This window comes from Variovorax ginsengisoli, assembly GCF_030811835.1.
Classification (GTDB): Bacteria; Pseudomonadota; Gammaproteobacteria; order Burkholderiales; family Burkholderiaceae_C; genus Variovorax; species Variovorax ginsengisoli_C.
In genome coordinates this window covers 290,523-316,867 of sequence record NZ_JAUSRO010000006.1, presented here as the reverse complement: position 1 = coordinate 316,867, position 26,345 = coordinate 290,523, and the positions used below count along the sequence as shown (strand labels likewise).

At 65.1% G+C, this 26,345-nt stretch carries 29 protein-coding genes and 6 tRNA genes; 12 read left to right on the top strand and 23 right to left on the bottom strand.

Going from position 1 to position 26,345, the window contains the following annotated elements; translation table 11 throughout:
- Positions 1-83: 83 nt before the first annotated feature.
- Together J2W36_RS11740 and phaC are read right to left on the bottom strand one after the other, a co-directional pair.
- Complete coding sequence (locus J2W36_RS11740) at positions 84-1,262, bottom strand: acetyl-CoA C-acetyltransferase (RefSeq protein ID WP_307689897.1); 1,179 nt, start codon at positions 1,260-1,262, stop codon at positions 84-86.
- A gap of 55 nt (positions 1,263-1,317) precedes the next feature.
- Positions 1,318-3,024 (bottom strand): class I poly(R)-hydroxyalkanoic acid synthase, encoded by a 1,707-nt coding sequence (gene phaC / locus J2W36_RS11735; RefSeq protein ID WP_307689896.1) that lies wholly within the window; start codon positions 3,022-3,024, stop codon positions 1,318-1,320.
- A gap of 102 nt (positions 3,025-3,126) precedes the next feature.
- Between phaC and J2W36_RS11730 the strand changes: the two genes are divergently transcribed.
- The gene (locus tag J2W36_RS11730; RefSeq protein WP_307689895.1) at positions 3,127-3,417 is read left to right on the top strand and encodes a hypothetical protein; all 291 of its coding nucleotides are present in this window, start codon (positions 3,127-3,129) and stop codon (positions 3,415-3,417) included.
- Here J2W36_RS11730 and pgeF read toward each other — a convergent pair.
- Complete coding sequence (gene pgeF, locus J2W36_RS11725; RefSeq protein WP_307689894.1) at positions 3,349-4,104, bottom strand: peptidoglycan editing factor PgeF; 756 nt, start codon at positions 4,102-4,104, stop codon at positions 3,349-3,351. The genes J2W36_RS11730 and pgeF overlap by 69 nt on opposite strands.
- A 102-nt stretch (positions 4,105-4,206) precedes the next feature.
- On the opposite strand from pgeF, the gene J2W36_RS11720 reads away from it, so the two are divergent.
- Genes J2W36_RS11720 through J2W36_RS11700 form a run of 5 tightly spaced genes read left to right on the top strand, consistent with a single transcriptional unit; the run spans position 4,207 to position 8,305 of the window.
- Complete coding sequence (locus tag J2W36_RS11720) at positions 4,207-4,908, top strand: fumarylacetoacetate hydrolase family protein (protein ID WP_307689893.1); 702 nt, start codon at positions 4,207-4,209, stop codon at positions 4,906-4,908.
- 5 nt (positions 4,909-4,913) lie between these two features.
- On the top strand, positions 4,914-5,459 hold the full coding sequence (locus J2W36_RS11715; protein WP_307689892.1) for an NUDIX hydrolase: 546 nt from the start codon (positions 4,914-4,916) through the stop codon (positions 5,457-5,459).
- Positions 5,460-5,466: 7 nt separating this feature from the next.
- On the top strand, positions 5,467-5,949 hold the full coding sequence (locus J2W36_RS11710) for a CreA family protein (RefSeq protein ID WP_307689891.1): 483 nt from the start codon (positions 5,467-5,469) through the stop codon (positions 5,947-5,949).
- On the top strand, positions 5,946-7,766 hold the full coding sequence (locus J2W36_RS11705) for an ABC transporter ATP-binding protein (protein WP_307689890.1): 1,821 nt from the start codon (positions 5,946-5,948) through the stop codon (positions 7,764-7,766). The genes J2W36_RS11710 and J2W36_RS11705 overlap by 4 nt, the downstream gene beginning before the upstream one ends.
- A gap of 35 nt (positions 7,767-7,801) precedes the next feature.
- Entirely contained in the window at positions 7,802-8,305 is a 504-nt protein-coding gene (locus J2W36_RS11700; RefSeq protein ID WP_307689889.1) for a peptidoglycan DD-metalloendopeptidase family protein, read from the top strand.
- 72 nt (positions 8,306-8,377) lie between these two features.
- Here J2W36_RS11700 and J2W36_RS11695 read toward each other — a convergent pair whose 3' ends face one another.
- The 5 genes from J2W36_RS11695 to J2W36_RS11675 all read right to left on the bottom strand — a co-directional run bounded on the left by J2W36_RS11695 (position 8,378) and on the right by J2W36_RS11675 (position 9,746).
- Complete coding sequence (locus J2W36_RS11695) at positions 8,378-8,746, bottom strand: HU family DNA-binding protein (protein ID WP_307689888.1); 369 nt, start codon at positions 8,744-8,746, stop codon at positions 8,378-8,380.
- A gap of 118 nt (positions 8,747-8,864) precedes the next feature.
- Positions 8,865-9,263 carry a response regulator gene (locus J2W36_RS11690; RefSeq protein WP_307689887.1) on the bottom strand — a complete coding sequence of 133 codons (399 nt, stop codon included), beginning with the start codon at positions 9,261-9,263 and terminating at the stop codon, positions 8,865-8,867.
- A 119-nt stretch (positions 9,264-9,382) separates the two neighbouring features.
- A tRNA-Asp gene (locus tag J2W36_RS11685) sits at positions 9,383-9,459 on the bottom strand.
- A 69-nt stretch (positions 9,460-9,528) separates the two neighbouring features.
- Positions 9,529-9,604, bottom strand: a tRNA-Glu gene (locus J2W36_RS11680).
- A 66-nt stretch (positions 9,605-9,670) separates the two neighbouring features.
- Positions 9,671-9,746 (bottom strand) — tRNA-Ala (locus J2W36_RS11675).
- Between the two features lie 272 nt (positions 9,747-10,018).
- On the opposite strand from J2W36_RS11675, the gene J2W36_RS26555 reads away from it, so the two are divergent.
- On the top strand, positions 10,019-10,357 hold the full coding sequence (locus J2W36_RS26555) for an RcnB family protein (protein ID WP_370869302.1): 339 nt from the start codon (positions 10,019-10,021) through the stop codon (positions 10,355-10,357).
- A gap of 127 nt (positions 10,358-10,484) precedes the next feature.
- Here J2W36_RS26555 and J2W36_RS11670 read toward each other — a convergent pair whose 3' ends face one another.
- The 10 genes from J2W36_RS11670 to folC all read right to left on the bottom strand — a co-directional run bounded on the left by J2W36_RS11670 (position 10,485) and on the right by folC (position 19,211).
- The gene (locus J2W36_RS11670; protein ID WP_307689886.1) at positions 10,485-11,732 is read right to left on the bottom strand and encodes a DUF2254 domain-containing protein; all 1,248 of its coding nucleotides are present in this window, start codon (positions 11,730-11,732) and stop codon (positions 10,485-10,487) included.
- Positions 11,733-11,867: 135 nt separating this feature from the next.
- A tRNA-Asp gene (locus J2W36_RS11665) sits at positions 11,868-11,944 on the bottom strand.
- Positions 11,945-12,013: 69 nt separating this feature from the next.
- A tRNA-Glu gene (locus tag J2W36_RS11660) sits at positions 12,014-12,089 on the bottom strand.
- Between the two features lie 66 nt (positions 12,090-12,155).
- Positions 12,156-12,231 (bottom strand) — tRNA-Ala (locus tag J2W36_RS11655).
- Between the two features lie 32 nt (positions 12,232-12,263).
- A complete protein-coding gene (gene gltX, locus J2W36_RS11650) occupies positions 12,264-13,655 on the bottom strand; it encodes a glutamate--tRNA ligase (protein WP_307689885.1) in 1,392 nt (463 codons plus the stop codon).
- Positions 13,652-14,866: an O-succinylhomoserine sulfhydrylase gene (locus J2W36_RS11645; RefSeq protein WP_307689883.1), complete on the bottom strand. Its 1,215-nt coding sequence runs from the start codon at positions 14,864-14,866 to the stop codon at positions 13,652-13,654. Before J2W36_RS11645 ends, gltX begins: the two co-directional genes overlap by 4 nt.
- 8 nt (positions 14,867-14,874) lie before the next feature.
- Positions 14,875-16,395, bottom strand: a complete 1,521-nt coding sequence (gene purF / locus J2W36_RS11640) for an amidophosphoribosyltransferase (RefSeq protein ID WP_307689882.1) — start codon at positions 16,393-16,395, stop codon at positions 14,875-14,877.
- Between the two features lie 12 nt (positions 16,396-16,407).
- The gene (locus tag J2W36_RS11635; RefSeq protein WP_307689881.1) at positions 16,408-16,893 is read right to left on the bottom strand and encodes a CvpA family protein; all 486 of its coding nucleotides are present in this window, start codon (positions 16,891-16,893) and stop codon (positions 16,408-16,410) included.
- Positions 16,894-16,911: 18 nt separating this feature from the next.
- Positions 16,912-17,841, bottom strand: a complete 930-nt coding sequence (locus tag J2W36_RS11630) for an SPOR domain-containing protein (protein ID WP_307689880.1) — start codon at positions 17,839-17,841, stop codon at positions 16,912-16,914.
- A gap of 74 nt (positions 17,842-17,915) precedes the next feature.
- Complete coding sequence (gene folC / locus J2W36_RS11625) at positions 17,916-19,211, bottom strand: bifunctional tetrahydrofolate synthase/dihydrofolate synthase (protein WP_307689879.1); 1,296 nt, start codon at positions 19,209-19,211, stop codon at positions 17,916-17,918.
- Positions 19,212-19,257: 46 nt separating this feature from the next.
- Here folC and J2W36_RS11620 point away from each other — a divergent pair, with 46 nt between their 5' ends.
- The 4 genes from J2W36_RS11620 (at position 19,258) to argG (ending at position 22,091) form a co-directional block, all read left to right on the top strand.
- Positions 19,258-19,614, top strand: a complete 357-nt coding sequence (locus J2W36_RS11620) for an ArsC family reductase (protein ID WP_307689878.1) — start codon at positions 19,258-19,260, stop codon at positions 19,612-19,614.
- Positions 19,615-19,689: 75 nt separating this feature from the next.
- Positions 19,690-20,268 carry a glycine zipper 2TM domain-containing protein gene (locus J2W36_RS11615; protein ID WP_307689877.1) on the top strand — a complete coding sequence of 193 codons (579 nt, stop codon included), beginning with the start codon at positions 19,690-19,692 and terminating at the stop codon, positions 20,266-20,268.
- A gap of 141 nt (positions 20,269-20,409) precedes the next feature.
- Entirely contained in the window at positions 20,410-20,733 is a 324-nt protein-coding gene (gene ppnP / locus J2W36_RS11610) for a pyrimidine/purine nucleoside phosphorylase (RefSeq protein WP_307689876.1), read from the top strand.
- A 14-nt stretch (positions 20,734-20,747) separates the two neighbouring features.
- Positions 20,748-22,091: an argininosuccinate synthase gene (gene argG, locus J2W36_RS11605; protein WP_307689875.1), complete on the top strand. Its 1,344-nt coding sequence runs from the start codon at positions 20,748-20,750 to the stop codon at positions 22,089-22,091.
- A gap of 55 nt (positions 22,092-22,146) precedes the next feature.
- Here the strand turns inward: argG and murB are convergent, their stop codons facing one another.
- Positions 22,147-23,199 carry a UDP-N-acetylmuramate dehydrogenase gene (gene murB, locus J2W36_RS11600; RefSeq protein ID WP_307689874.1) on the bottom strand — a complete coding sequence of 351 codons (1,053 nt, stop codon included), beginning with the start codon at positions 23,197-23,199 and terminating at the stop codon, positions 22,147-22,149.
- Between the two features lie 42 nt (positions 23,200-23,241).
- Between murB and J2W36_RS11595 the strand changes: the two genes are divergently transcribed.
- Positions 23,242-23,727: a YajQ family cyclic di-GMP-binding protein gene (locus J2W36_RS11595; RefSeq protein ID WP_307689873.1), complete on the top strand. Its 486-nt coding sequence runs from the start codon at positions 23,242-23,244 to the stop codon at positions 23,725-23,727.
- On the opposite strand, the gene J2W36_RS11590 is transcribed toward J2W36_RS11595, so the two are convergent.
- Genes J2W36_RS11590 through J2W36_RS11575 form a run of 4 tightly spaced genes read right to left on the bottom strand, consistent with a single transcriptional unit; the run spans position 23,728 to position 26,300 of the window.
- Entirely contained in the window at positions 23,728-24,081 is a 354-nt protein-coding gene (locus J2W36_RS11590; protein ID WP_307689872.1) for a RidA family protein, read from the bottom strand.
- Between the two features lie 5 nt (positions 24,082-24,086).
- Positions 24,087-24,722 (bottom strand): glycerol-3-phosphate 1-O-acyltransferase PlsY, encoded by a 636-nt coding sequence (plsY, locus tag J2W36_RS11585; protein ID WP_307689871.1) that lies wholly within the window; start codon positions 24,720-24,722, stop codon positions 24,087-24,089.
- 28 nt (positions 24,723-24,750) lie between these two features.
- Positions 24,751-25,242 (bottom strand): aminoacyl-tRNA deacylase, encoded by a 492-nt coding sequence (locus tag J2W36_RS11580; RefSeq protein ID WP_307689870.1) that lies wholly within the window; start codon positions 25,240-25,242, stop codon positions 24,751-24,753.
- On the bottom strand, positions 25,239-26,300 hold the full coding sequence (locus J2W36_RS11575) for an aldo/keto reductase (protein ID WP_307689869.1): 1,062 nt from the start codon (positions 26,298-26,300) through the stop codon (positions 25,239-25,241). Before J2W36_RS11575 ends, J2W36_RS11580 begins: the two co-directional genes overlap by 4 nt.
- Positions 26,301-26,345 lie beyond the last annotated feature (45 nt).

The window sequence follows — 26,345 nt, the reverse complement described above, 5'->3', positions numbered from 1 at the left end:
GCTTGAACAGCCGGGTTCACTGTAGCGAAGTTTCCAACCGCCACCGGCCCGCGTAAACACTGAGTCCCGGCCGAGGCTCCCGCTCAACGCTCGATGGTCAGCGCCACGCCCATGCCGCCGCCAATGCACAGCGAGGCAATGCCCTTCTTCGCATCGCGACGCTGCATCTCATGGAGCAACGTCACCAAAATGCGGCAGCCCGATGCGCCGATCGGGTGACCGATCGCAATGGCGCCGCCGTTCACATTCACCTTGCTGGTATCCCAGCCCATTTCGCGGTTCACCGCACAGGCCTGTGCCGCAAAGGCCTCGTTGATTTCCAGCAGATCGAGGTCGGCGGCCTTCCAGCCAGCGCGCTGCAGCGCCTTGGTCGACGCGGGCACCGGGCCCATGCCCATGATCGACGGGTCCAGGCCCGCGGTGGCGTAGCTGGCGATGCGGCCCAAGGGCTTGAGGCCCAATGCAGCGGCCTTCTTGGCGGTCATGACCATCACTGCAGCGGCACCGTCGTTGAGACCCGACGCATTGCCGGCGGTCACGCCACCGGCCTTGTCGAAGGCCGGACGCAGCCCGGCCAGCACCTCGGCCGTGCTCTTGCGGTTGATGAACTCGTCGGTGTTGAACAGCAGCGGGTCGCCCTTTTTCTGAGGGATCTTCACGTCGACGATCTCGTCCTTGAACTTGCCGGCGTCCTGCGCAGCCGCCGCCTTGGTCTGGCTGGCAAGCGCGAGCTCGTCCTGCGCATCGCGGCTGATGTCGTACTTCGTGGCCACGTTCTCGGCCGTGATGCCCATGTGGTACTGGTTATAGACATCCCACAGGCCGTCCACGATCATGGTGTCAACCAGCTTCCAGTCGCCCATGCGCTGGCCGTTGCGCGAGTTCGGCAGCACATGGGGCGCCAGGCTCATGCTCTCCTGTCCGCCAGCGATCACGATGTCGCTGTCGCCGGTGGCAATCGCCTGGGCAGCCAGCATCACGGCCTTCAGACCGGAGCCGCAGACGGCATTGATGGTGAGGCCCGGCGTCTCCTTGGCGATGCCGCCCTTGAGCAATGCCTGACGTGCCGGGTTCTGGCCCACACCTGCAGTCAGCACCTGCCCCAGGATCACTTCGCCGATCTGGTCGGCGCCCACGCCTGAACGCTCCAGCAGGGCCTTGATCACGGTGGCACCGAGGTCGGTGGCGGGAATGCCGGCGAGCGAGCCGCCGAACTTGCCCACGGCCGTACGTGCGGCCGAAACGATGACGATATCTTCCATGGAATGCTCCGTTTGCTCTGCTTTGTGAATAAGGTGATGAGGGTGGATGGCCGGGTCAGGCACGCACCTTGACGTAGCTGCCCGGTGCGGCTTCGCCCGCCTTGTAGGTGCGGCCCTTGCCATAGGTCTTGGGAGCCGGTATCTGCTTGCCAGCATGGCCCTTGAGCCACTGCGACCAGTCGGTCCACCAACTGCCCGGATGTTCGACGGCACCCGCAAGCCATTCGGCATGCGCGGCCGGCAGTTGGCCATCGTCGCGGATCCAGTGGCTGCGCTTTTTCTTGGCAGGCGGGTTGATCACACCGGCAATGTGGCCGGAAGCGCCCATCACGAAGCGTTTTTTCCCGCTCAGCAGCTGTGTGGATGCATAGGCGCCACCGATCGGCACGATATGGTCTTCGCGCGAACCGTAGATGTAGGCCGGCACGTTGATACGGCCCAGATCGATCTTCTCGCCGCACACAGTCAGCGCATTGGGTTCGGCCAGCTTGTTCTCAAGGTAGGTGTTGCGCAGGTACCAGGCATAGAACGGCCCCGGCAGGTTGGTGGCGTCGCTGTTCCAGTAAAGCAGGTCGAAAGGCGGTGGTGTCTCGCCCTTGAGATAATTGCCCACGACATAGTTCCAGACCAGGTCGTTCGGCCGCAGGAAGCTGAAGGTCGACGCGAGGTCCATGCCGGGCAGCATGCCGCCCTGCCCCATCTGCATCTCGCGAAACGCGACCATGGGCTCGTCGATGAAGATGTCCAGAATGCCGGTATCGCTGAAGTCCAGCAGCGTGGTCAGCAGCGTGACGGAGGCCGCCGGTTGCTCGCCCCGCGCGGCGAGCACGGCCAGCGCGGTGCTCAGGATGGTGCCACCCACGCAGAAGCCCAGCACGTTGATCTTGTCGCTGCCGCCGATGTCCTGCACCGTATGGATGGCCTTGATGGCGGCTTCTTCGATGTAGCGGTCCCACGTACAGTCGCGCAGGGAATCGTCAGGGTTGCGCCAACTCACCACGAAGACGCGATGGCCCTGCTCGACTGCATAGCGGATCAGCGAATTCTCGGGCTGCAGGTCCAGGATGTAGAACTTGTTGATGCACGGCGGCACCAGCAGGAACGGACGCTCGTGCACCTTGGCAGTCAGCGGCTTGTATTCGAGCAGTTGAAACAGCTCGTTTTCGAAAACGACCGCTCCTTCGGTGGTCGCTACGTTGCGGCCGACCTCGAAGGCGCTCTCGTCGGTCATGCTCATGTGACCCTGCTTCACGTCGTGCAACAGGTTCTGGATGCCACGCGCAATGCTCTCGCCCTGGGTTTCGAGTGCGCGTTTCTGTGCCTCGGCATTGAACGCCAGGTAGTTGCTCGGGGACGTGGCCGCCATCCATTGCTCGACCGCGAAGCGCAGGCGCGCACGCGTTTTCTCGTCGGTGTCCGCCGCATCGGCGAAACCCAGCAGGGTGCGTGCGTTGAGCAAGTACACGGCTGCCGCGAATGACGACAACGGGTTGCTGCCCCACGCCTCTCCGGCAAAGCGCCGGTCGGTCTGCGGCTTTGCCGCCATGCCTTGCCGCCATAAATCACCGGCTTCGGCGATATAGGTGTCACGCAGCGCAGCGAGCTTTTCCGGCGAGAAGGACAGCTGCGGCAGTTCGGCGGCAGCGCCGGCCGGACCCGCGCTGCCCAGGGACTGGAAGGACTCCAGCGCCTTGCCCCAACCCTGGGTCAGGGCCTCCTGGAATGGCGCGAAGGCATTCGCGGTGGTGGCCTGTGATTTCATGGTGTCTCCTGGTTCCTCTCCGGGTCCGAACTGATTTTGAGTATCCTGCATTCACATGGCAGCAACAACGCTGCGTCTCGAATTTTGAAGGTCAAACACACCATGTACATCGTCGTGATCGGCTGGCTCTACGTCACGGTGATGATGGCCGTGGCCGAGGCCACGAGCACCACCGGAACCGTCCTGGGCGCCGTCATCACCTTTGTACTCTATGGCGTGGCACCGGTCGCACTGGTGGTTTACCTGATGCGCACGCCCCAGCGTCGACAGGCGATCCGCGCCCGCGAGGCCGCAGCGCAGGAAAGCGCACGGCGCCAGGCGGCCTCAGTCGCGCCAGATGCAGGCAGCCAGGCGTCCACTGACGCCATCGCGCCGGTGCGAGAAAAACACTGACGGATTGCCTGCCGTGCACCACGGCGCACTGCCGTCGTTGCCGTAGACCTGCCCGACACCTGCGGCCTGCAGCCGGTCGCGTGCAAGTCCGGGCAGGTCCGCCCACCACTTGCCCGGTGCATCGGCAGGGCGAAAGTGCCGTTCGGCATTGGGCGCCGCCGCGACGAACACCGCCCGAACCTCTTCACCGACCTCGAACGCGTCCGGGCCAATGCACGGGCCCAGCCAGGCGATCGTACGCTCGGGCGACTCGAAAGCCTGCGCGGTGCGCTCCAGCACGCCGGCCGCCAGGCCGCGCCATCCTGCATGCGCGGCGGCTACGCGCTGTCCCGACAGGTCGGCGAAAAGCACTGGGAGGCAGTCAGCCACCATGATCGTGCAGGCCACACCCGCATGCGCCGTGATGCAGGCATCGGCGACCGTGTCATCCACTGTGGCCGGATCCAGCGACAGCACCTGCGTGCCATGGACCTGCGTCAAAAACACCGGACGCACGCCCAAGGCCCGATGCAGACGCGCTCGGTTTTCGGCCACATGATCAGGCCGGTCGCCCACGTGCGTGCCCAGGTTCAAGCCCTGCCACGCACCCAGCGACACGCCGCCCGCCCGCGTGGTGCACAGCGCGTGCACGCCTTGGGGCACGGGCCAGTCGGGTCGCCATCCCGGCAGGGTCTCTTGCTTTTTCATGCGCCGAGCATAGCCCGGCGCGAGGACGACAGCGACCACGGCAGCGACGACCCTCGCCCTCTGGCACACTGCCGTTCTCGCTTGATCAAAGGACAAAACGCGATGTCTTCCGAGTACGTCTTCGCTCCGCCCGCAGTGGTCTCCGTGCCCGTGGTCGGCCATGGCAGCCGCTTTCCCGTGCACCGCATCTACTGTGTGGGCCGCAACTATGAAGAGCATGCCAAGGAAATGGGCTTCACCGGGCGTGAGCCGCCCTTCTTCTTCATGAAGCCGGCCGATGCGCTGGTGGTCATCGACGCCGGGCAGACCGGCACCATCGAGTACCCATCGCTCACGGCCAACCTGCACCACGAGATCGAACTCGTGGCGGCGATCGGTGTCGGTGGCAAGAAAATCGCTGCGGCCGACGCGCACAAGCACATCTACGGCTATGCCGTCGGCCTGGACATGACGCGCCGCGACCTGCAGAACGAAATGAAGAAACAGGGCCGTCCCTGGGAGATCGGCAAGGCCTACGAGCAGAGCGCCCCCATCGGTCCGATCGTGCCGGTGGCCGACGCGGGCGATGTGGAAAACGCCGCCATCTCGCTGCAGGTCAACGGCACCGACCGCCAGCGCAGCACGGTCGCCAAGCTGATCTGGAACCTGGCCGAAACCATCGAGCACCTGTCGGCTGCCTGGGAACTGCAACCCGGTGACCTCATCTTCACCGGAACGCCCGAAGGTGTGGCCGCGGTCGTCAAGGGCGACACGATGATCGGCGAGATCGCAGGCTTGCCGACGCTCACCGTCCGGGTCGGCTGACGACCATGCACCCACCGATCAAGCACTGCAAGAATTGCGGCACGGCGGTGGTCTATCGCGTGCCTGACGACGGCGACACCAAGCAGCGCGCCGTCTGCCCGGCCTGCCACACGATCCATTACGAAAACCCGTTGAACGTGGTGGGCACGATTCCGGTCCTCGGCGACCGCGTGCTGCTGTGCAAGCGCAACATCGAACCACGATGGGGCAAATGGACCTTGCCGGCCGGCTTCATGGAGCTCAACGAGACCACGGCACAGGGCGCCGCCCGCGAGACCGACGAGGAAGCCGGTGCGACGTACGAGATGGAAGGCCTGTACACGGTCATCAGCGTGGTGCGCGTGGGCCAGGTGCATTTTTTCTATCGGGCGCGCCTGCTGAACGACCGCTTCGATCCGGGCCACGAAACCATCGAGGCCCGCCTGTTCGCCGAAGACGAAATCCCCTGGGACGACATCGCGTTTCGCACCGTCAAGGAAACGCTCGAGCACTACTTCGAAGACCGCCGCCGTGGCAGCTTCGACCGCGTGCATGTGATCGACATCGAATGACTTCCTCATGAACCCACGCATTGCATTCCTTCTTATCGGCTGCGCGGCGTTCGCGGCTGGCCTGCAGACGGCCCAGGCCGAGCAGGTCGGCGAGGTCGACACCGTCTTCAAGTTGATCGGCCCCGACCACAAGATCGTGGTCGATGCCTACGACGACCCAAAGGTCAACGGCGTGAGCTGCTACGTCTCGCGCGCGAAGACCGGCGGCATCAAGGGCGCCGTCGGTCTGGCCGAAGACAAGGCCGAGGCTTCCATCGCCTGCCGGCAGGTCGGGCCCGTGAGCTTCACCGAGCCGCTGCGCGCGCGCGACGAGGTATTCAGTGAACGCCAGTCCATCCTCTTCAAACGCCTGCGCGTGGTGCGCATGGTCGACGCCAAGCGCAACACGCTGATCTACCTGAGCTACTCGGACCGCCTGATCGAAGGCTCGCCCCAGAACAGCGTGTCGGCCGTGCCCATCGACCGCGCGACGCCCATCCCGGTCAAGTGACGGGAAACAACGCTTCTGGCAGTGCGCCGGACCATCCGATCCGGGTGCTGTACGGGGCGCTCTGGCACTACGCGGCTGGCGCGCATCACCAATTCCTGGGCGCGACCGCGCTGCTCACGAGTTCGCAGCTGCTGCGGCTCGCCATGCCCTGGCTTGCCGCGCAGGCGATCAACGCGCTGCAGGCCGGCCAGCTGGCGGTTGCCGGCCGCTGGATCGCGATGCTTTCAGGCATCTACGTGCTGTCGTGGGCGGTCCACGGCCCGGGTCGCATCCTGGAGCGCAATGTCGGCATGCGTGTACGCGAAGCGCTGGCCGACGATCTCTATGCCCGCATTGCGGCCGCACCTCTGGCGTGGCACGACGGTCACCACTCTGGCGAACTGCAGCACCGCGTGCACCAGGCCAGCCGCGCGCTGTCGGACTTTGCGCAGAACCAGTTCATCTACCTCACCAACGTCGTCAACTTCATCGGGCCGCTGGTGGCGCTCACGCTGCTGTCGCGCACGAGCGGCGCCTTGGCCATCGGTGGCTACCTGCTCATCGCGCTGATCATCCTGCGCTTCGACCGCGCGCTGATGCGCCTGGCGCGCACCGAAAACGACGCTGACAGGCGCTATGTCGCGGCGCTGCTCGACTTTCTGGGCAACGCCTCCACCGTGATCGGCCTGCGCTTGTCGGCCGCCTCGCGGGGCCTGCTGCGCGCGCGCATGGCCGCCATCTCGGTGCCGCTCAAACGCACCGTGGTGCTCAACGAAGGCAAGTGGTGCGCGGTCGACCTGCTGGGCCTGGCACTGACCTGGGGCCTGGTGGTGATCTACGTCTGGCAGTCCCGTACACCGGGCCAGGCGGTGATGCTGGGCGCGGTGTTCATGATCTACCAGTATGCCCAGCAGGCGGCGGGCGTGGTCGGTTCCATGGCCGCCAACTTCCAGTTCTTTGCGCGCATGCACACCGACTACGGCAGCGCAGCGCCGATCTGGCAGGCACCGGCACGCGTCGATGCGCACGAGGGCCTCGATGCCGAGCGCATCGACCACAGCCGCGACTGGGCGCTGCTCGACGTGCAGGCGCTCGATTGGAATTACGCCGCGCGCGACGCCATCACCATCGGAGCAAGCACCGGAGAAGCCGTGCGCAACGGCCTGCATGCGATCACGCTGCAGCTGCGACGCGGCCAGCGCATCGCCCTGATGGGCCCCAGCGGGGGCGGCAAGAGCACGTTGCTGCGTGTGCTGGCCGGGCTGTACGCGCCGCAAGGCGGTACGCTGGCCATCGACGGCACACCTGCGCCCTGGACCCGCCTGCGTCGCATCGCCACCCTCATCCCGCAGGAGACCGAGGTGTTCGAGGCGAGCGTGCGCGAGAACCTCAGCTTTGGTCAGCCCGTCGACGACGCCGCGCTGCATGCGGCCCTGCGTGCCAGCACCTTCGACGACGTGCTGCAGGCCACGCAGGGCAACCTCGACACGCCACTGTCGGAGCGCGGCTTCAACCTGTCGGGTGGCCAGCGGCAGCGCCTGTGCCTGGCGCGTGGCGTGCTGGCCGCGCAAGGGAGTACGCTGCTGCTGCTCGATGAACCCACCAGCGCGCTCGATGCGGCCACCGAGGCGCGTGTGATGGCACGCCTCTTCGAGACCTTTCCGCAGGCCTGCGTGGTCGCATCGATTCACCGCCTGAGCCTGCTCCATCGCTTCGACACCGTGGTGGTCATGGAGGCAGGCCGTGTGGTCGATGCAGGCCCACGCCAGGCAGTGCTGGCACGCCAGCCGCTGTTTCAGAAAATGGCGTCGCCCGACACGGCCGGCGATGCCGGCTGAGGAACCCTTCCAGCTCACCGGATTCCAAACCCTCCATGCATGCATCCAATTTTCCGATCCGCTCTTCTCTCGTGGCCCTGACCGCCCTGGCACTGGTGGCCTGCAGCACGCCGCCGGGCTCGGGCACCGCAACACCGAGCGTCGGCGGCGCCACGCCCGGAAAAGCCGCCTCGACCTTTGTCCGCCCCGCCAGCGGCACCACGATTGCACGCTTTGACGGCAATCGCAACAAGGGCATCGACATCGCGGGCAGCGCAGGCGATCCGATCGTTGCCACCGCAGACGGGCGGGTCGTTTACGTCGGCAGCGAACTGCGTGGCTACGGCAACATGGTCATCGTCAAGCACAACGAAACCTTCCTGAGCGCCTACGCGCATGCCCAGAAGATCCTGGTCAAGGAAAAGGACGTCGTACGCCAGGGCCAAACGATCGCAGAGATGGGAAGCACGGGCACCGACCGCGTCAAACTGCACTTCGAAATCCGCAAGCAGGGCACAGCGGTGAATCCCGAGCCCTACCTCAACGGCCAGGCCCGCTGAGCCGGCAGAACGCAAAAAAGGCCCTTTCGGACCTTTTTTGTTCGCTAGCAAGCGGCCCACGGCCGCATTGCTTCACTTCTTCTTGGCAGCGACGACCTTCTTGGCCGGTGCAACCTTCTTTGCAACCGGCTTCGCAGCGGCCTTGTCTGCCTTGCGCTTGGCTGCCTTCGGATCGACGGCGGCCTTGAAAGCAGCACCGGCGACGAACTTGGGGATCTTCTGCGCGGCGATCTTGATCTTCTCGCCGGTCTTGGGGTTCTGGCCCGTGCGTGCGGCACGTGCGGCCTGCTTGAAGGTGCCGAAGCCAACGATCTGGACCGGGTCGCCCTTCTTGACGGCAGCAACGATGGAGCTCGTCACGGTTTCAACGATGCGGGCGGCTTCTGCCTTGCTCAGGGTGTGGGCGGCAGCGATCTTTTCGACCAGTTCGATACGGTTCAATTGAGTTTCCTTTTTGGGATTGAATTCGCCATCATGCCGATGGCGGCGCAGCAGGGCTATCGGCTGCACAAGGCGCGCAGTTTAGCGCAGCCTTGCCGCAGCAACGAACAGTCCGCATTCAGGCAGCGTCGGCGCTGCGTGCTTCACCATCGACCACACAGCGCTCGACGTACGCCAGGAACTCGTCGAGCTGCGTGGTTTTATCGAACACGGCATCAGCGCCACCGAGCATGGCGCGGCTCGATGCGACCTCCGCATAGTTGGTAAGAACAACCACGCGCTGCGTAGGCCGACGCAATGCGCAGGCCTTCACGACCTCCATGCCGGAGCCCTCGACGAGAAAGAGATCGACCACCAGCAGATCCCACTGCGTCGGATGTTTGTGCAGCCATTCGAGGGCTTCGAACTGGGTCTGCGCCATGCCGACGACCGCCATGTTGGCGATGTCCTCCATGGCGGCGAGCAGCCCGTGTCGAATGACGAGGTTGTCTTCAACCAGATAGACGTGCGTTGTCATGGGAATGTGATCGTGGACCGCGACGCCAGTTCCAGGGCGTTTCGCGCAGGTGGACAAAAATAGCAGCGCCCTCAAGCAAAAAGCCCTCGTGAATCTTGCGACTCACGAGGGCTTCGATTTGGCGGAGCGGACGGGACTCGAACCCGCGACCCCCGGCGTGACAGGCCGGTATTCTAACCAACTGAACTACCACTCCTGGTAGACAACGTTCACTCCTTGCGGAGCCGAGTGTCGACAACTCGTGCCTGCCTTGCTTGCGCAAGACTGGCGACCCTACGGGGATTCGAACCCCGGTAGCCACCGTGAAAGGGTGGTGTCCTAGGCCTCTAGACGATAGGGTCAAAACCTTGGAACCGCGTTGCGATCAACGCTTGTTTCTCTTTGCTCTCTTCTCACTCGACACCGGATGGTGGAGGTAAACGGGATCGAACCGATGACCTCTTGCATGCCATGCAAGCGCTCTCCCAGCTGAGCTATACCCCCTGGGTGTCGAGCCTCAAATTATAGCAAGAGATTTCGGCGCTTGGCCCGCATGAGGCCCTGTCGAGTCAAATTTCTGCAACGAAGAAGCGGATAAGCAAGCGATTTCGCCGCAACAGCCACCCGCCGCGGCGAGCCGGGCGCGAGGCGGCCTGCTCACGGGCGGCATTTTCGCGCTGACTTGTCCCATCGAAGGACGGAATCCACCACTCCCAGATTCCCTCAAGGTTCACATCTACCCTTCGCACCTCTTCCAAGCACGAGGACCTATCAACATGCGATTCATCGCCAGAAGACTTACCGCCGCATCGCTCTTGGCTGTCTTTGCAGCCACGTCCCTGATGGGGTGCGTCGTCCCGCCACCTGCAGCCACTGTCACATTGGCGCCCGGGCAACCGCTGCCTCCTGGCTATCAGGGTGAGGCCTATGTCGTCACCGACTGGCAGTCGCGGGGCCTCTATGAACCGCCTGCGGGCTATCGCTGGAGCTACGTGGATGGGCAATATGTGCTGGCAGCCGTCACTACGGGAATCATCGCCGCGACCTTCCTTGCGGCGATGTTTGGTCATGGCGGTCCCGGCCCCGGCCCTGGTCCTGGCTTTGGGCGCCCTTGAGCGGCTCGGGCTCGGGCTCGGCCGCGCCCGTCACTGAAGCGGAATGACAGCGCGCTCCCGTTGCAGCAGAGACATCGAACCAGCCATCCGGCGACAGCCCTCCACGGATCACGCACGGTCCAAGTGATCAACGTTGCGCAACGCCCGTCAGTTGCGCCAAATCGACCTCTGCCAAGCCCGCATGTGCCGCGCGCCGCAACGCATAGCGCGACAGCTCGGACGCAGCGGCCGGGATGTCGCCTTCCAGGCGCTGCAGCGAGCGAAGCGCCTGTTGGAGGGTGATACCAATCTCCACTGCCGTCGCGCCATAACGAGCAATTGGCGCAAAGACGTCCTCCACCATGCCGGCCTCGCGAATCGGGGGTGCGGTGACCCGATCGAACTCCACCAGCACATCACCCTTCGCATCGCGCTCGCTGCGGGCCCTCGACCAGTGCCCGAGCACCTTGACTGCGGTGGCCATCACGTCAAACGTCGTTCCCGGATCGTTGATGGCCGCCGACAGCGAGCGCGCAGCGATCTCGCCCATCACGATGAGACCAAAGCGCGGATCATGGTCGAAGGTCCGACCGGAGCCAATAAGCAACGCATCGGCGATCGCCTTGCACGCAACCTCGTCGAGCGGGCTGTCGCTCGACACCAGCGGCAGGCTTGGCTCCACGAAGGCGCCCGGCAATACATGCAGGTGCAGCGTCGTTCCAAGCCGCTCGGCACGCGCCTGTAGTAGGTCCATCGAGACATGCTGCACGAAGCCAGTCGTGGGCGCCATGACCTCATGCGATCCGCGTTCGCCCCTTGTCTGGCGCCGCCCGCCCAGGAAAGGCTTGGCCAGACGCTGGTCCATGGCACGCACGGTGGCATCTTCGACGCGCCGGATAGTCTCGCCGAGCCTGCCGAGCACCGAGAGGTAGTCGATCCAGCGCAGCAGCACAATCACGACCAGCAACAGAATCGCCAAGGTGAAGCCGAAGAGGATCAGCCGCCCGCCGTCACCGTAGACATGGGCATGCAGGCCGACCAGTGCGATCACGCTGTAGAGAAAGGCCCCGATGAACGCAGCCAGGGTGTTCTGGATCGTCGAGTCCTCGATCAGCAGTTGGGCGGCCCGAGGCGTGGCGCTGTTGGCGACCGCGCCGAAGGAAGCAACCATCGTGCTGGCGGAGAAGATGGCCACCGTCAACATGCTCGACGCCAGGATATTGAGCAGGCCATCGATCGAGTCAGACCCCAGTCGCAGCGCCAGTTCGCGCGGGATGTACGGGCCCAGTACAGTGGAGAGCACCACGGCCAGCACGGCGACCAGTGAGAGCAACGCGCAACGCCACCAAGTTTTGCGCAACATGCGCTGCAGCAGGTAGATCAGTTTTTCGGACATGCAAAAAGCATAGCCGGGCGCGGTGCCCACCATTCGAATCACGGGCGCGACCGATCGTAGGCGATGACCCTTCTACCGAGAGCCTGAAACGAAAAAAGGGTTAGCAGATATTCACCTGCTAACCCTTATCGATACTGGCGGAGCGGACGGGACTCGAACCCGCGACCCCCGGCGTGACAGGCCGGTATTCTAACCAACTGAACTACCACTCCTGGTAGACAACGTTCACTCCTTGCGGAGCCGAGTGTCGACAACTCGTGCCTGCCTTGCTTGCGCAAGACTGGCGACCCTACGGGGATTCGAACCCCGGTAGCCACCGTGAAAGGGTGGTGTCCTAGGCCTCTAGACGATAGGGTCAAAACCTTGGAACCGCGTTGCGATCAACGCTTGTTTCTCTTTGCTCTCTTCTCACTCGACACCGGATGGTGGAGGTAAACGGGATCGAACCGATGACCTCTTGCATGCCATGCAAGCGCTCTCCCAGCTGAGCTATACCCCCTGGGTGTCGAGCCTCAAATTATATACAGAAATTCAAGCAACTTGCAAACGGGCGATGATTTTTTCTTTGGGGAATAAAGCGAGCACGGCGTCGAGCGACGGCGTCTGGGGTGTTCCCAGGACCAGCACGCGCACCGGCATGGCCAGCACAGGCATCTTGATGCCATGCTGCGCAAGCGTTTCCTTGATGGCGCCCGCAATGGCAGCCTTCTCCCAGGCGACATCGGCCAGCTTCTCGGCCAATGTCCGAAGTGCCGGACGCACGGCATCGGTCACGTGCTGCGCCAGGTCCTGCGCGCTGGGCGTGACTTCGTCATAGAAGGCCGCAGCCCAGCCCGCCAGTGCGACGGTCGTGTCGCACCGGTCCTTGAAGAGGCCACAGATGGCAGGCAATCGCTCGTCGGCCGTGATGCCCTGGCGGGCCAGGCGCTCGGCCACCAGCGAGGCGAGCGCATCGTCGGCCATCACCTTCAGATGCTGTGCATTGACCCAGCGCAACTTGGCCTCGTCGAACTGCGCGGCGCTGCGGCCCAGATGGTCCAGGTTGAACCACTCGAGGAACTGCGCACGGCTGAAGATTTCGTCGTCTCCATGGCTCCAGCCCAGTCGCGCCAGGTAGTTGACCATGGCGTCGGGCAGGAAGCCCTCGTCGCGGAACTGCGTGACGGGCTTGGCGCCGTTGCGTTTGCTCATCTTCTCGCCCTGCTCGTTGAGCACGGTCGGAAGGTGGGCGTACACCGGCGGCTCCTTGCCGAGCGCGCGGAAGATGTTGATCTGGCGCGGCGTGTTGTTGACGTGGTCGTCCCCGCGGATCACATGGGTGATTGCCATGTCGAGGTCGTCGACCACCACGCAGAAGTTGTACGTCGGCGTGCCGTCCGGCCGCGCGATCACCAGGTCGTCGAGTTCGTCGTTGCCGATCTCGATGCGGCCCTTGACCTTGTCGTCCCAGGCCACCACGCCACCCTGCGGATTGCGAAAGCGCAACACCGGCTGCACGCCTTCGGGCACGGATGGCAGGGTCTTGCCCGGCTCCGGACGCCAGGTGCCGTCATAGCGCGGCTTTTCCTTGGCGGCTGTTTGCCGCTCGCGCAAGGCATCGAGTTCTTCGATGCTCATGTAGCAGGGATACACCAATCCCGCGGCCTGCATTTCGGCGAGAACAGCCTTGTAGCGGTCCATGCGCTGCATTTGATAGAACGGACCTTCGTCATGGTCCAGGCCAAGCCAGGCCATGCCTTCGAGAATCACGTCGACCGCCGCCTGCGACGAGCGCTCGACGTCGGTGTCCTCGATGCGCAGCACGAAATCACCACCGGTCGAGCGGGCGAATGCCCATGGGTACAGCGCCGAGCGGATGTTGCCCAGATGGATGAAGCCGGTCGGCGACGGTGCGAAGCGGGTGCGGGTTTTGGGTTGCGTCATGCGAGGGTGTCCAGGCCGCGCAGCAGGTCGGCCTTGATGTCTTCAATGTGGTCAAGGCCGACGGCCAGCCGGATCAGGCCCTGGCCGATGCCAGCCGCCTGCCGTTGTTCTTCGCTCAGGCGCCCATGCGACGTGGTGCCTGGATGCGTGATGATGGTCTTGGTGTCGCCCAGGTTGGTCGCGATGCTGACGACGCGCGTGCTGTCGATCACATGGAACGCGTTCTTTCGCGCAGTGACGGGGTCGTTGCCGCGCACGTCGAAGGACACCACCGCGCCGCCCTGCCCCGACTGCTGGCGCATGGCCAGCGCGTGCTGCGGATGCGAGGGGAGGCCCGGGTAGTGGACACGCGCGACCATCGGATGGCCTTCGAGCCATTGCGCCACGGCCAGTGCACGGGCCGACTGTGCCTCCATGCGGATACCGAGCGTTTCCATGCCTTTGAGCACCACCCACGCATTGAAGGGCGACAGCACCATGCCCGCCGTGCGCACCACCGGGCCGAACACGTCGACGATGAGCTTCCTGGGCCCGCAGATGGCGCCGGCCATCACGCGGCCCTGACCGTCCAGGTACTTGGTGCCCGAATGGATGATCAGGTCGGCGCCGAATTCCACCGGGCGCTGCAGCGCCGGCGAGCAAAAGCAGTTGTCGACCGCCAGCAAGGCGCCCGCGCCATGCGCCAGATCGGCCAGCGCGCGGATGTCGCAGACCTCGGTGAGCGGATTGGTCGGCGTTTCGGCGAAGAGAAGCTTGGTGGTCGGACGCAAGGCGGCACGCCACTGCGCGACATCGGTCTGCGAAACGAAGGTGGTCTCGACGCCGAACTTGGCGAACTCCTTGGCGAACAGGTTCAGCGTGGAGCCGAACACCGAGCGCGAGCAGATCACATGGTCGCCCGCACGCAACAGACCCATGCACATCATCAAGATCGCACCCATGCCGCTCGATGCGGCAATGGCCGCTTCGGTGCCTTCGAGCGCTGCGAGGCGTTGCTCGAAGCTCGCGACCGTCGGGTTGGAAGTGCGCGAATAGGTAAAGCCCTCTTCCGTGCCGGCGAACCGGCGCGCGGAGGTTTCGGCGTCGGCCTGCACGAAGCCGCTCGTCAGGTAGAGCGCCTCCGAGTTCTCGCCATATTGGCTGCGGTCGATGGCCGTGCGCAGCGCGAGCGTGTCGCGATGCAGGCCGGGAGGCAGGGTGCGGTCGGTCACGTCAGCTCTCAGTCGTTGTGGTTGGGCAGCGCAAGGCGCGACGAATCTTCCTCGGTCTCCTCAATGCGCGGACGGCTGCCATTCATGCGCTGGATGGCATCGGTGTCGATGTCGCCAGTCACGTAGATGCCGTCGAAGCAGGAGGAATCGAAGCCGTCGAGCTTGGGTGCGCCGGGTGTCGTCGGCGAAGCCTTCATCACCGCGCGCTTCATGCCTTCGACGTCCTGGTAGATCAGGGCGTCGCAGCCGATCAGTTGGCGGATTTCCTCGACCGTGCGGTCGTGCGCGACCAGTTCGTCCTTGGTCGGCATGTCGATGCCATAGACGTTCGGGTAGCGCACCGGTGGCGCGGCGCTGGCCAGGTAGACCTTGCGGGCACCGGCGTCACGCGCCATCTGCACGATCTCTTTGCTGGTGGTGCCACGCACGATCGAGTCGTCGACCAGCAGCACATTGCGGCCCTTGAACTCGCTGGCGATCACGTTGAGCTTCTGGCGAACCGACTTCTTGCGAACGCCCTGCCCCGGCATGATGAAAGTGCGGCCCACGTAACGATTCTTCACGAAGCCTTCGCGGTACGGCACGCCCAACAGGTGCGCGAGCTGCGTTGCGCTCGGACGGCTCGATTCGGGGATCGGGATGATCACGTCGATCTCGCTGGGCGGCACGGTAGAGACCACGCGCTTGGCCAGCGTTTCTCCCAGGTTCAGGCGGGCCTGGTAGACCGAGATGCCGTCAAGCACCGAGTCCGGGCGCGCCAGGTAGACGAATTCGAACATGCACGGATTCAGCGTCGCGTTTTCCGCGCACTGCTCGGCATGCACCTGGCCGGCCAGATCGATGAACACGGCCTCGCCGGGTGCGATGTTGCGTTCGAACACGTGGCCGGAACCTTCCAACGCCACCGACTCGCTGGCCACCATCACGGCGCCGTCGGCGGCGCGGCCCATGGCCAGTGGGCGAATACCGTACGGGTCGCGGAAAGCCAGCAGGCCATGGCCCGCGATCAACGCGACCACCGCGTAGGAGCCGCGCAGGCGGCGGTGCACGGCGCGCACTGCAGCGAACAGCGTGGCGGAATTCAGCATGCCGTCGCGCGTGGCGCGATCGATTTCGTGCGCCAGCACGTTGAGCAGCACTTCGGAGTCGCTCTCGGTGTTGGTGTGGCGGTGATCCGTGGAGAACAGCTCGGCGCGCAGCGCGTGCGCGTTGGTCAGGTTGCCGTTGTGCACCAGCACGATGCCGAAGGGCGCGTTCACGTAGAAGGGCTGCGCCTCCTCCTCGCTGTACGCATTGCCGGCCGTCGGGTAACGCACCTGGCCCAGGCCAACGTCGCCCGGCAGCGCGCGCATGTTGCGCGTGCGGAACACGTCACGCACCATGCCCTTGGCCTTGTGCATGAAGAACTTGCGTTCGAGCAGCGTGACGATGCCCGCCGCGTCCTGGCCACGATGCTGCAGCAGCAGCAAAGCGTCGTAGAGCAGTTGATTGACCGGTGCGTTACTGACGACACCAACGATTCCACACATGAAGAAATCCTCTCAGGGCAGGTAGCTTGCCAACTTCTCAGGCAGTGCAGGCTTCAAATTCTGCAATGCCGCATCCAGAACCACAGCGCTGTGCGACGTCTGCCACCAGGGCGAGTCGCTCAACGCCAGCAAATGCACGACGACGGCCAGCGTCAACAGGGCCATTGCGCCCCGTGCCACGCCGAAGGCGCCGCCCAGCAGGCGATCCACCGGCCGCAAGCCGACCACGGTGATCAGCCTGCGCATCAACGAAGCCATCAGGCCCACGCCGAACGCAACGCCCACGAACACCAGCACAAAACCCACCGCATAGCGCCACGTGGCCTGCGGATCGCCAAAGGGCAGCCAACGCGCCACATCGGCCGCGAGCCATTGCGCGCAGACGAAGGCGGCGATCCAGCCAGCCAGCGATATCACCTCGAAGACCAACCCGCGCACCAGGCCGAACAGCATCGACATCACCAACAGGCCGACGGCAATCCAGTCGAACAGGGTCACGTGCCGCCGCGCTGACTGCTACAAGCTGAGGACGGACGCAGGCAACGACAAGCCCTTGACCCGTCCGGCAGCGCGGTCCGCCTCGGCGCGCGAACTGAAGGGGCCGACACGCACACGCGTGCGCTCGCCATCGGCCGTCTTCGCCACGTTCGTGTATGTCTTCAGCCCTGCCTTCTCCAGCTTCTGGCGAACTTCGCGAGCCTTCTCGGGATCGGCAAAGGCGCCCACCTGGATCACAAAGCGGCCGGCATCGTCGCCGGCGGCAGGCTTGGCCGCCGCTGCAGCGGGGGCGGCCACGACGGGCTTGCCTTCGAGCAGCGCCCGGGCACGGGCCCCATCGTCGGTCGCAGCGGGCTTGGTCGCGGCAGGCTTGGGGGTCTCAACCTTGACCTCAGGCTTGGGCGCCGGCTTGGGTTCTGATTTGACTTCCGGCTTGGGCGCCGGCTTTGGCTCCACCGCAGGCTTGGCCTCCGGCGGCCGGACGGTCGGCGCAGCCGCCGGTGCCGGCGCTGGGGCGGGTGCGACCGATGACCGCGGCGCCGCATCGGCCAGCGGACGGTCCGACGGAATTTCGGTCCCGTCTGCCGTCTCGGTGATCATGCCGCGCGACGATGCGTCGGCCACGCGGGTGTCCGCCGGCTTGGGCTTGTTGTCGGTCCCCGTCGCCGCCACGGCGGGTGCTGCCGGCGTCGCCGGCACCGTCAGCGGCTTGGTCTTGTTGCGGTCGGGAATTTCGATCGGGATGTCCACGGCAATCGGCCGCGGCTGGGTGTCGAAGAGCAGCGGAAAGCCGATCACGCCCACCAGCACCAGCACGCCGGCGCCCAGCAGGCGGTGGCGTGCGCGTCGGCGCAGGACTTCCACGCTCTCGGCAGGCGCTGCGGCGACGCTGGCGTTGCGCCCTTCGTTGGCTTGCTGGCCGCGCGCGCGGAACTTGAAAAACGCCATGAATACGATCCCTGATGAGAGCAGCTTGGAGAGCGAGGAGCGCCAGAATGCGGGACGCAGGAAGACGGTGCCGGTCAGGCGCCTGGCAACAGGTGTTTGGCCTGCAGGCGGGGCGTTCCGTGCGCCAGCACGCCCCCCACTGTAAAGAACGATCCGAAGACCACGATTCTATCAGCGGGGCTCGCATGGTCGATGGCCGCCTGGAGCGCCGCCATCGGCCCGGCATGCACGCTGCCAGCCACGTCGGTGCGCTGGTTCTGCGCCTGCCAGCCCGCCAGGAGGTCCTCGGCCTTTGCCGCGCGCGGCGTCGGCAGATCGGTGAAATACCAGCGGTCGATCAGTGCGCCGATGCGCGCGAAGATCGGCGCCACGTCCTTGTCCGCCATCACGCCGAACACGGCATGCGTGGTCGGGTAAAAGCCCATCGCGTCCAGGTTCTCGGCCAGCGCGGCCACGGCATGGGCGTTGTGCGCCACGTCCAGCACCAGCGCCGGCTCGCCCGGGACAATCTGGAACCGGCCGGGGAGTTCGACCATCGCCAGGCCGGAGCGCACTGCCTGCGCCGTGATCGGCAGGACCGGACGCAGCGCTTCCAACGCCGCCAGCACGCCGGCCGCATTCAAAAGCTGGTTGGCGCCACGCAGCGCCGGGTAGGCAAGCCCGCTGTACCGGCGGCCGCGGCCGCTCCAGCCCCACTGCTGCTTGTCGCCCGACACGTTGAAGTCGTGGCCGAAACGCCAGAGGTCGGCACCGATGGCTCTTGCATGCGCCAGCACGCTTTCCGGCGGCACCGGGTCGCTCACGATCGCCGGCCGGCCGGCCCGCAGGATGCCCGCTTTCTCGAAGCCGATGCTTTCGCGGTCCGGGCCGAGAAACTCCATGTGGTCGAGATCGATGCTGGTGATGATGGCGCAGTCGGCATCGATGATGTTCACGGCATCCAGCCGACCGCCGAGCCCCACCTCCAGAATCGCGACGTCCGGCTGGGACGCCACCATGCAGCGCAGAATCGCCAGCGTGGTGAGCTCGAAATAGGTCAGTGAAATTTCGGCCCGCGCGGCCTCGACGGCCTCGAAATGCGGCACGAGCAGTTCGGCGTCGACCGCCTCGCCCCGCAATCGCAGCCGTTCTTCGAAGCGGACGAGGTGCGGCGAGGTGAAGACCGCGGTGCGGTAGCCCGCATGCGTCAGGATCGATTCGAGCATGGCGCAGGTCGACCCCTTGCCATTGGTGCCTGCCACCGTGATCACAGGGCAGTCGAAGCGCAAACCGAGGCGCGCGGCGACGGTGCGTACGCGGTCCAGGCCGAGTTCGATGTTCTTGGCGTGGAGGTGCTCGGCGTGTGCGAGCCAGTCGGCGAGGGTTTTCATGGAGGCCGGGATTGTCGCCGACGCGGACGGCCGGCATGATCGGCACATGGCAACCACCCTTTACGGCATTCCGAATTGCGACACGGTCAAGCGCGCCCGTCAATGGCTCGACACCCACGGCGTCGCCTACCGCTTCCACGACTTCAAGAAAGAAGGCGTCCCGCCCGATGCGCTCGATGGCTGGCTCCAGGCCCTGGGCTGGGAAGCCCTCGTCAACCGCCGCGGCACCACCTGGCGTCGGCTGGATGAGGTGACTCGCGCCAGCGTGACCGACACGGCATCGGCCCGTGCGGTCCTCATCGCCCAGCCCAGCCTGATCAAGCGGCCGGTGGTCGCCTGGGACGGCACCAAGGAAGTTACAACCGGTTTCGATGCCGAGGCCTGGGCACTGCGCGCTGTGTAAATGCCGGAACCTGGTATCGCCGGCTGCATCCAACCTGTCAAATGGAGCTTTTGCTCCCAGATCGAGGAGTTCGACATGTCCACCAATGCCATTCGCCGTGCTGCTGCAGTCGGCTTCGCAGCACTCGTCCCCCTGTTCGCTGGCGGGGTACTCGCGCAAAGCCAGCCGGCTCAGCCCGTCCAGGCACGCGTCATTGCCACGACGCCCATGACCGACGCCAGCGGCCGAACCAGCTACAACGTCACCTACGAATACGCGGGTCGCCAGTACACGACGCGCACCGACAGCCCGCCCGGCGCGACGCTGCCGATCGACGTCAATGCCTACGGCGTGGCCACCCTGCCGGTCGCGCCGCAGGGCGACGTGGCGCCGGAGCGCTACGACGCCCGCCAGGATCCGCGTGATGACCGCGCCGCCTGGCAGAACGTCGTTCCCGAACCCGGCGTGGTCGTGTCGCCCGGTGCCGCGCCGGCGGTCACCTATGCGCCCGCACCGGTCTACTACTACGCGCCACCGCCCGCACCCGTCTATGTGCAACCCGCGTACGCCTACCCGGCCCCTTACGCCTACGCACCCGCCTTCTTTCCGCCGATCGGCCTGTCGCTGAACCTGGGCTATTCGCGGGGTTGGGGCGGTCACCGCGGCTGGCGCTGAGTTCGGCGTCTCGAGCGGGCCGCCATCGCCCGCCGGCAAAGCCCTAAAATCACGGGCTTTCCAACCTCCACACTTTGCGCGGACGCGTTGCGTGACCGGCGTGCCTCGCGCGCCAGTCCTGCCGACGCGCGGCTTTTTCCAATGACGATCAACGAATCCCTCAGCTGCGCCGCAGTCTCGACCAAGGCCAACGTGTACTTCGACGGCAAGTGCGTGAGCCACGGCCTCACCTTGGCAGACGGCACGAAAAAGTCGGTGGGCGTGATCCTGCCGGCCACCCTCACCTTCAACACCGGCGCGCCGGAGATCATGGAAGGCACGGCGGGCCGCTGCGAATACCTGCTGGCAGGCAGCACGCAATGGGTGGCCTCGGGTGCTGGCGAACAGTTCAGCGTACCGGGCAATTCGAGCTTCCAGATTCGCGTTGAAGGCGAGCCCTACAGCTACATCTGCCACTTCGGCTGAACCGGAAACCCACCATGTCGACGATCCTGCAACACGTTCCCGCCGGCCAGAAGGTCGGCATCGCCTTTTCCGGCGGCCTCGACACCAGCGCCGCGCTTCACTGGATGAAGCAGAAGGGTGCGATCCCCTACGCCTACACCGCCAACCTCGGCCAGCCCGACGAGCCCGACTACGAAGAGATCCCGCGCAAGGCGATGCAGTACGGCGCCGAGAAGGCCCGCCTGATCGACTGCCGCAGCCAGCTCGCCTCCGAGGGCATTGCCGCGCTGCAGGCCGGTGCCTTCCATGTGACCACCGCCGGCGTGACCTACTTCAACACCACGCCGCTGGGCCGCGCCGTGACCGGCACCATGCTGGTGAGCGCGATGAAGGAAGACGACGTCCACATCTGGGGCGACGGCAGCACCTACAAGGGCAACGACATCGAGCGCTTCTACCGCTACGGCCTGCTCACCAACCCGGCGCTGAAGATCTACAAGCCCTGGCTCGACCAGCTCTTCATCGACGAGCTGGGCGGCCGCGCCGAGATGTCGGCCTTCATGACGGCCGCAGGCTTCGGCTACAAGATGTCGGCCGAGAAAGCCTACTCGACCGACTCCAACATGCTCGGCGCCACGCACGAGGCGAAGGACCTGGAACACCTGAACAGCGGCATCAAGATCGTCAACCCGATCATGGGCGTCGCGTTCTGGAAGGACGAAGTCGAAGTCAAGCGTGAAGAAGTTTCCGTGCGTTTCGAAGAAGGCCGCCCGGTCGCGCTCAATGGTGTGCGCTTCGACAACCTGGTCGACCTGATTCTGGAAGCCAACCGCATCGGTGGCCGCCACGGCCTGGGCATGAGCGACCAGATCGAGAACCGCATCATCGAAGCCAAGAGCCGCGGCATCTACGAGGCCCCCGGCCTGGCGCTGCTGTTCATCGCCTACGAGCGCCTGGTCACCGGCATCCACAACGAAGACACGATCGAGCAGTACCGCGACAACGGCCGCAAGCTCGGCCGCCTGCTCTACCAGGGCCGCTGGTTCGACCCGCAGGCCATCATGCTGCGCGAGACGGCCCAGCGCTGGGTGGCGCGTGCCATCACCGGTGAAGTCACGGTCGAGCTGCGCCGCGGCAACGACTACTCGCTGCTGAACACCGAGTCGGCCAACCTGACCTACAAGCCCGAGCGCCTGAGCATGGAAAAGGTCGAAGGCGCGTTCACGCCACTCGACCGCATCGGCCAGCTCACGATGCGCAACCTGGACATCATCGACACCCGCGACAAGCTGGCGATCTACAGCAAGGTCGGCCTGCTGTCGCAGAACGCGGGCGCCTCGCTGCCCCAGCTGACGAACGACGGCGACGAGCAGAAGTAAAGCCGGCCGAGCCGATTACGCAGAAAAAGCCACCGCAAGGTGGCTTTTTCCATTCTCAGACCACCACCGGCTCGGGTTCGAGGCGGATGCCGAAGCGCTCGTACACGCTGGTCTGGATGGCCTTGGCCAGGGTCATCACCTCGCCGCCGGTGACCGGGTTGTCGCGGCCGCCGCGATTGACCAGCACCAGCGCCTGCTTCTCGTAGACGCCGGCGTTGCCGACCGTCTTGCCCTTCCAGCCGCAGGCGTCGATCAGCCAGCCAGCGGCCAGCTTGATGCTGCCGTCGGGCATCGGGTAGTGCACGATCTTCGGATCACGCGCGATGATGTCGGCGCACTGCTCGGGAGAGACGGTGGGGTTCTTGAAGAAGCTGCCCGCATTGCCGAGCACGCGCCAGTCGGGCAGCTTGGCGCGACGAATGGCACAGATCCAGTCGAAGATGTCGCGAGAAGTCGGCGTGAAGTTGCCCGACTCTTCCATCCTGCGTTCCAGATCGAAATAACCCACGACAGCCTTCCACGGCTTGGGCAAGCGAAACCGCACGCGCGTGATGAGCGCGCGCCCGGCCAGGCCGAAACCGTTCGGGCCCGACGCCGTGTGCTTGAACACCGAATCACGGTAACCGAAGGCGCATTGCGCCGCGTCCAGGGTGAACGCGCTGCCGGTGTCGAGATCGATGGCATCGAGCGAATCGAAACGGTCCTGCAGCTCGATGCCGTAGGCGCCGATGTTCTGTACCGGTGCGCCGCCGACCGTGCCCGGAATCAGCGCGAGGTTCTCCAGCCCAGGGAACCCCTGCTCGACCGTCCACTGCACGGTTTCATGCCAGTTCTCGCCGGCACCGGCCTCCACGATCCAGGCACGCTCGGTCTCTTCGACCAGACGCCGGCCCTTGATCTCGACCTTCAGCACCAGTGGCTTGACGTCACCGGTCAACACGATGTTGCTGCCTCCGCCCAACACGAACCGGGGTGCGCCTGCCCACTGCGCGTCGGTGCGCAAGGCAGCGAGATCGGCCTCGCTCGCCACGCGTATCAGGGTCAGCGCGCGCGCGACGATGCCGAAGCTGTTGTACGGCTGCAGCGGGACGTTGTGCTCCATGATCATGGGAGAATTGTCGCATTCACGTAGTGCCAGCCAGGAGCCCTCATGCCGTCTTTCGATACCGTTTGCGAACCCAACCTGCCCGAAGTCAAGAATGCCGTCGAGAACACGGCCAAGGAAATCGCCACGCGCTTCGATTTCAAGGGCACGGCCGCCGCCGTCGAACTCAAGGACAAGGAAATCACCATGATCGGTGATGCCGAGTTCCAGCTCGTTCAGGTCGAGGACATCCTGCGCGCCAAGCTGACCAAGCGCAGCGTCGACGTGCGCTTTCTCGACAAGGGCGACGTCCAGAAGATCGGTGGCGACAAGGTCAAGCAGGTCATCAAGATCAAGAGCGGCATCGAAACCGAACAGGCCAAGAAGATCACGCGTCTCCTCAAGGACAGCAAGATGAAGGTGCAGGCCGCCATCCAGGGCGACGCCGTGCGCGTCACCGGCGCCAAGCGCGATGACCTTCAGGCCGCGATGGCGCTGATCAAGAAGGACCTGCCCGAAATGCCGCTGAGCTTCGACAACTTCAGGGACTGATCAGGCCTGCGCGGCCGTCACGACGATCTCGATCTTGTAGGCCGGATTGGCCAGCTTGGCCTCTACCGTCGCGCGCGGGGGCGTGTGGCCTTCGGCCACCCACGCGTCCCACACCTCGTTCATGGCGCCGATGTCCTGGATGTCGGTCAGGAAGATCTGCGTCATGAGGATGCGTGACTTGTCGCTGCCCGCCTCGCGCAGCAGGCGGTCGACCATGGCCAGCACTTGCGCGGTCTGGCCGCGAATGTCCTGCGATGTGTCGTCGGCCACCTGGCCCGCAAGGTACACGGTGCCGTTGTGCACGGCGGTCTCGCTCAGGCGCGGCCCCACGTGAAAGCGTTGGAATTCAGCCATGTCGTTCAGTCCTTTTTCTTGGAGCCCAGTCGGGACTCGGTTCCCGCCGCAAGTCGGCGGATGTTTTCACGGTGGCGCCAGATCAGCAGCAGGCTGATCGCGATGAGCGTGACCAGCACGGTACGACTGAGCGGCCAGGCGATGCCGCCGCCCATCAGGTAGTAGGCCGGCGCGAAGAAGGCGGCAATGATCGACGCCAGCGACGAATAGCGGAAGAACACCGCGATGATCAGCCACGTGCCGCCGGTGGCCAACCCCAGAAAGGCGTCGATGCCCAGCAGCACGCCGGCCGCGGTGGCCACACCCTTGCCGCCCTTGAAGCCGAAAAACACCGGATACAGGTGGCCCAGGAAAGCAGCCAGCCCGGCGAGCGCAGCCACGTCGTAGCCCATACCGAAGGCCGCCCCATGGTGGCGGATAAGGAACACCGGCAACCAGCCCTTGAACGCGTCCAGCAGCAGCGTGGCGAGTGCGGCGCCCTTCTTGCCCGAGCGCAGCACGTTGGTCGCGCCCGGATTGCCGCTGCCGTAGCTGCGCGGGTCGGCCATGCCGAGCGACCGGCTCACGATGACGGCAAAGGACAACGAACCGATGAGGTACGACAGCACGATCGCCACCAGCGATGGAAGATGAAAACTCAACGCAAACTCCGCCCGGAAAAATAGTCGCCTATTCTGCCAGCGCGCACTGCACGGGCTGCGCGCCCAGCAGGCTCACGCAAACCCTCGGATCAATGCCTACGAGATAGCCGCGCCGCCCGCCGTTGATGACGATCCTGGGCAGCGCGAGGATCGTCGACTCGATATACACCGGCATCGCGCGACGGGTACCGAAGGGTGAAGTGCCCCCGACCAGGTAGCCGCTGTGCCGGTTCGCCACTTCGGGCTTGCAAGGTTCGACCGACTTGGCGCCGATCTGGCGCGCAAGGTTCTTGGTCGACACCGTGCGGTTGCCATGCATCAGCACCAGCAGCGGCTTGGCGTCCTGGTCCTGCATCACCAGCGTCTTCACGACGGTGAAAGGGTCCAGTCCCAGCACGGCAGCGCTGTGTTGCGCGCCGCCATGCTCGAGATACTCGTACGGATGCTCGGTGAAGGCGATGCCGTTCGCGCGCAGCAACTGCGTCGCGGGCGTCAGCGACACATGCTGCTTCTTGCTCACACTGCGGGGTCGCGGATTTCCCAGCGGATCTTGTCGATCTCGGCGAGCAGTTCCGGCGACAGTGTGGTGCCCCACGCGTCCAGGTCCTGGTCCAGCTGTGCCACCGACGTCACTCCGATGATGGTGCTGGCGACCTGCCATTTCGTGTAGCAGAAAGCCAGCGCCATCTGCGCGGGCGTGAGGCCGTGTTCCTTGGCCAGCGCGTTGTAGCGGCGCGCGGCCTCAAGGGCCTCCGGACGGCCCCAGCGCTGCTTGCGCACCGACTCATAGGTCGAGATGCGCGCGCCCTTGGGCGCGTCCGGCCCCGTGGTGCCGCTCTGGTCGTACTTGCCGGTGAGCAGGCCGAAAGCCAGCGGCGAGTAGGCCAGCAGCGACACGCCCAGGCGGTGCATGGTCTCGTCCAGGCCGTTTTCCACCGCACGGCTGATCAGGCAGTACACGTTCTGCACCGTCGCCACCCGCGGCAGGCCGTGCTGCTCGGCCAGGCGCACGAATTCGTGCACACCATAAGGCGATTCGTTCGACAGTCCGATGTAGCGCACCTTGCCCGCCTTCACCAGGCCGCCGAGCGCTTCGAGTTGCTCGTGGATCGGGGTCGTCGAGGTCTCCTTGGCCGGGTCGTAGTACATGTTGCCGAACGCAGGCACATGGCGCTCGGGCCAATGAATCTGGTAGAGGTCGATCACGTCGGTCTGCAGGCGCTTGAGGCTGGCGTTGCAGGACGCAACGATGTCGCTGGCCGTCATGCCGCTGCCCTCGCGCACCCAGGGCATGCCGCGCGACGGCCCGGCCACCTTGGTCGCCAGCGTGAGCTTGTCACGAGCGCCCGGATTCTTCGCGAACCAGTTGCCGATGATGGTTTCGGTTGCGCCGAAGGTTTCCTTGCGTGCGGGCACGGCATACATCTCGGCCGTGTCGATGAAATCGACGCCGCGTTCGAGCGAACGGTCGAGGATGGCGTGCGCGGTGGGTTCGTCGACCTGCTCGCCGAAGGTCATGGTGCCCAGACAGATGGGGGTGACGTGCAGATCGCTGTGACCGAGTTGAATTTTGTTCATGCCGGAATGCTACCGTCCTCTTGCGCAGCTTGCAGGCCGCACTGC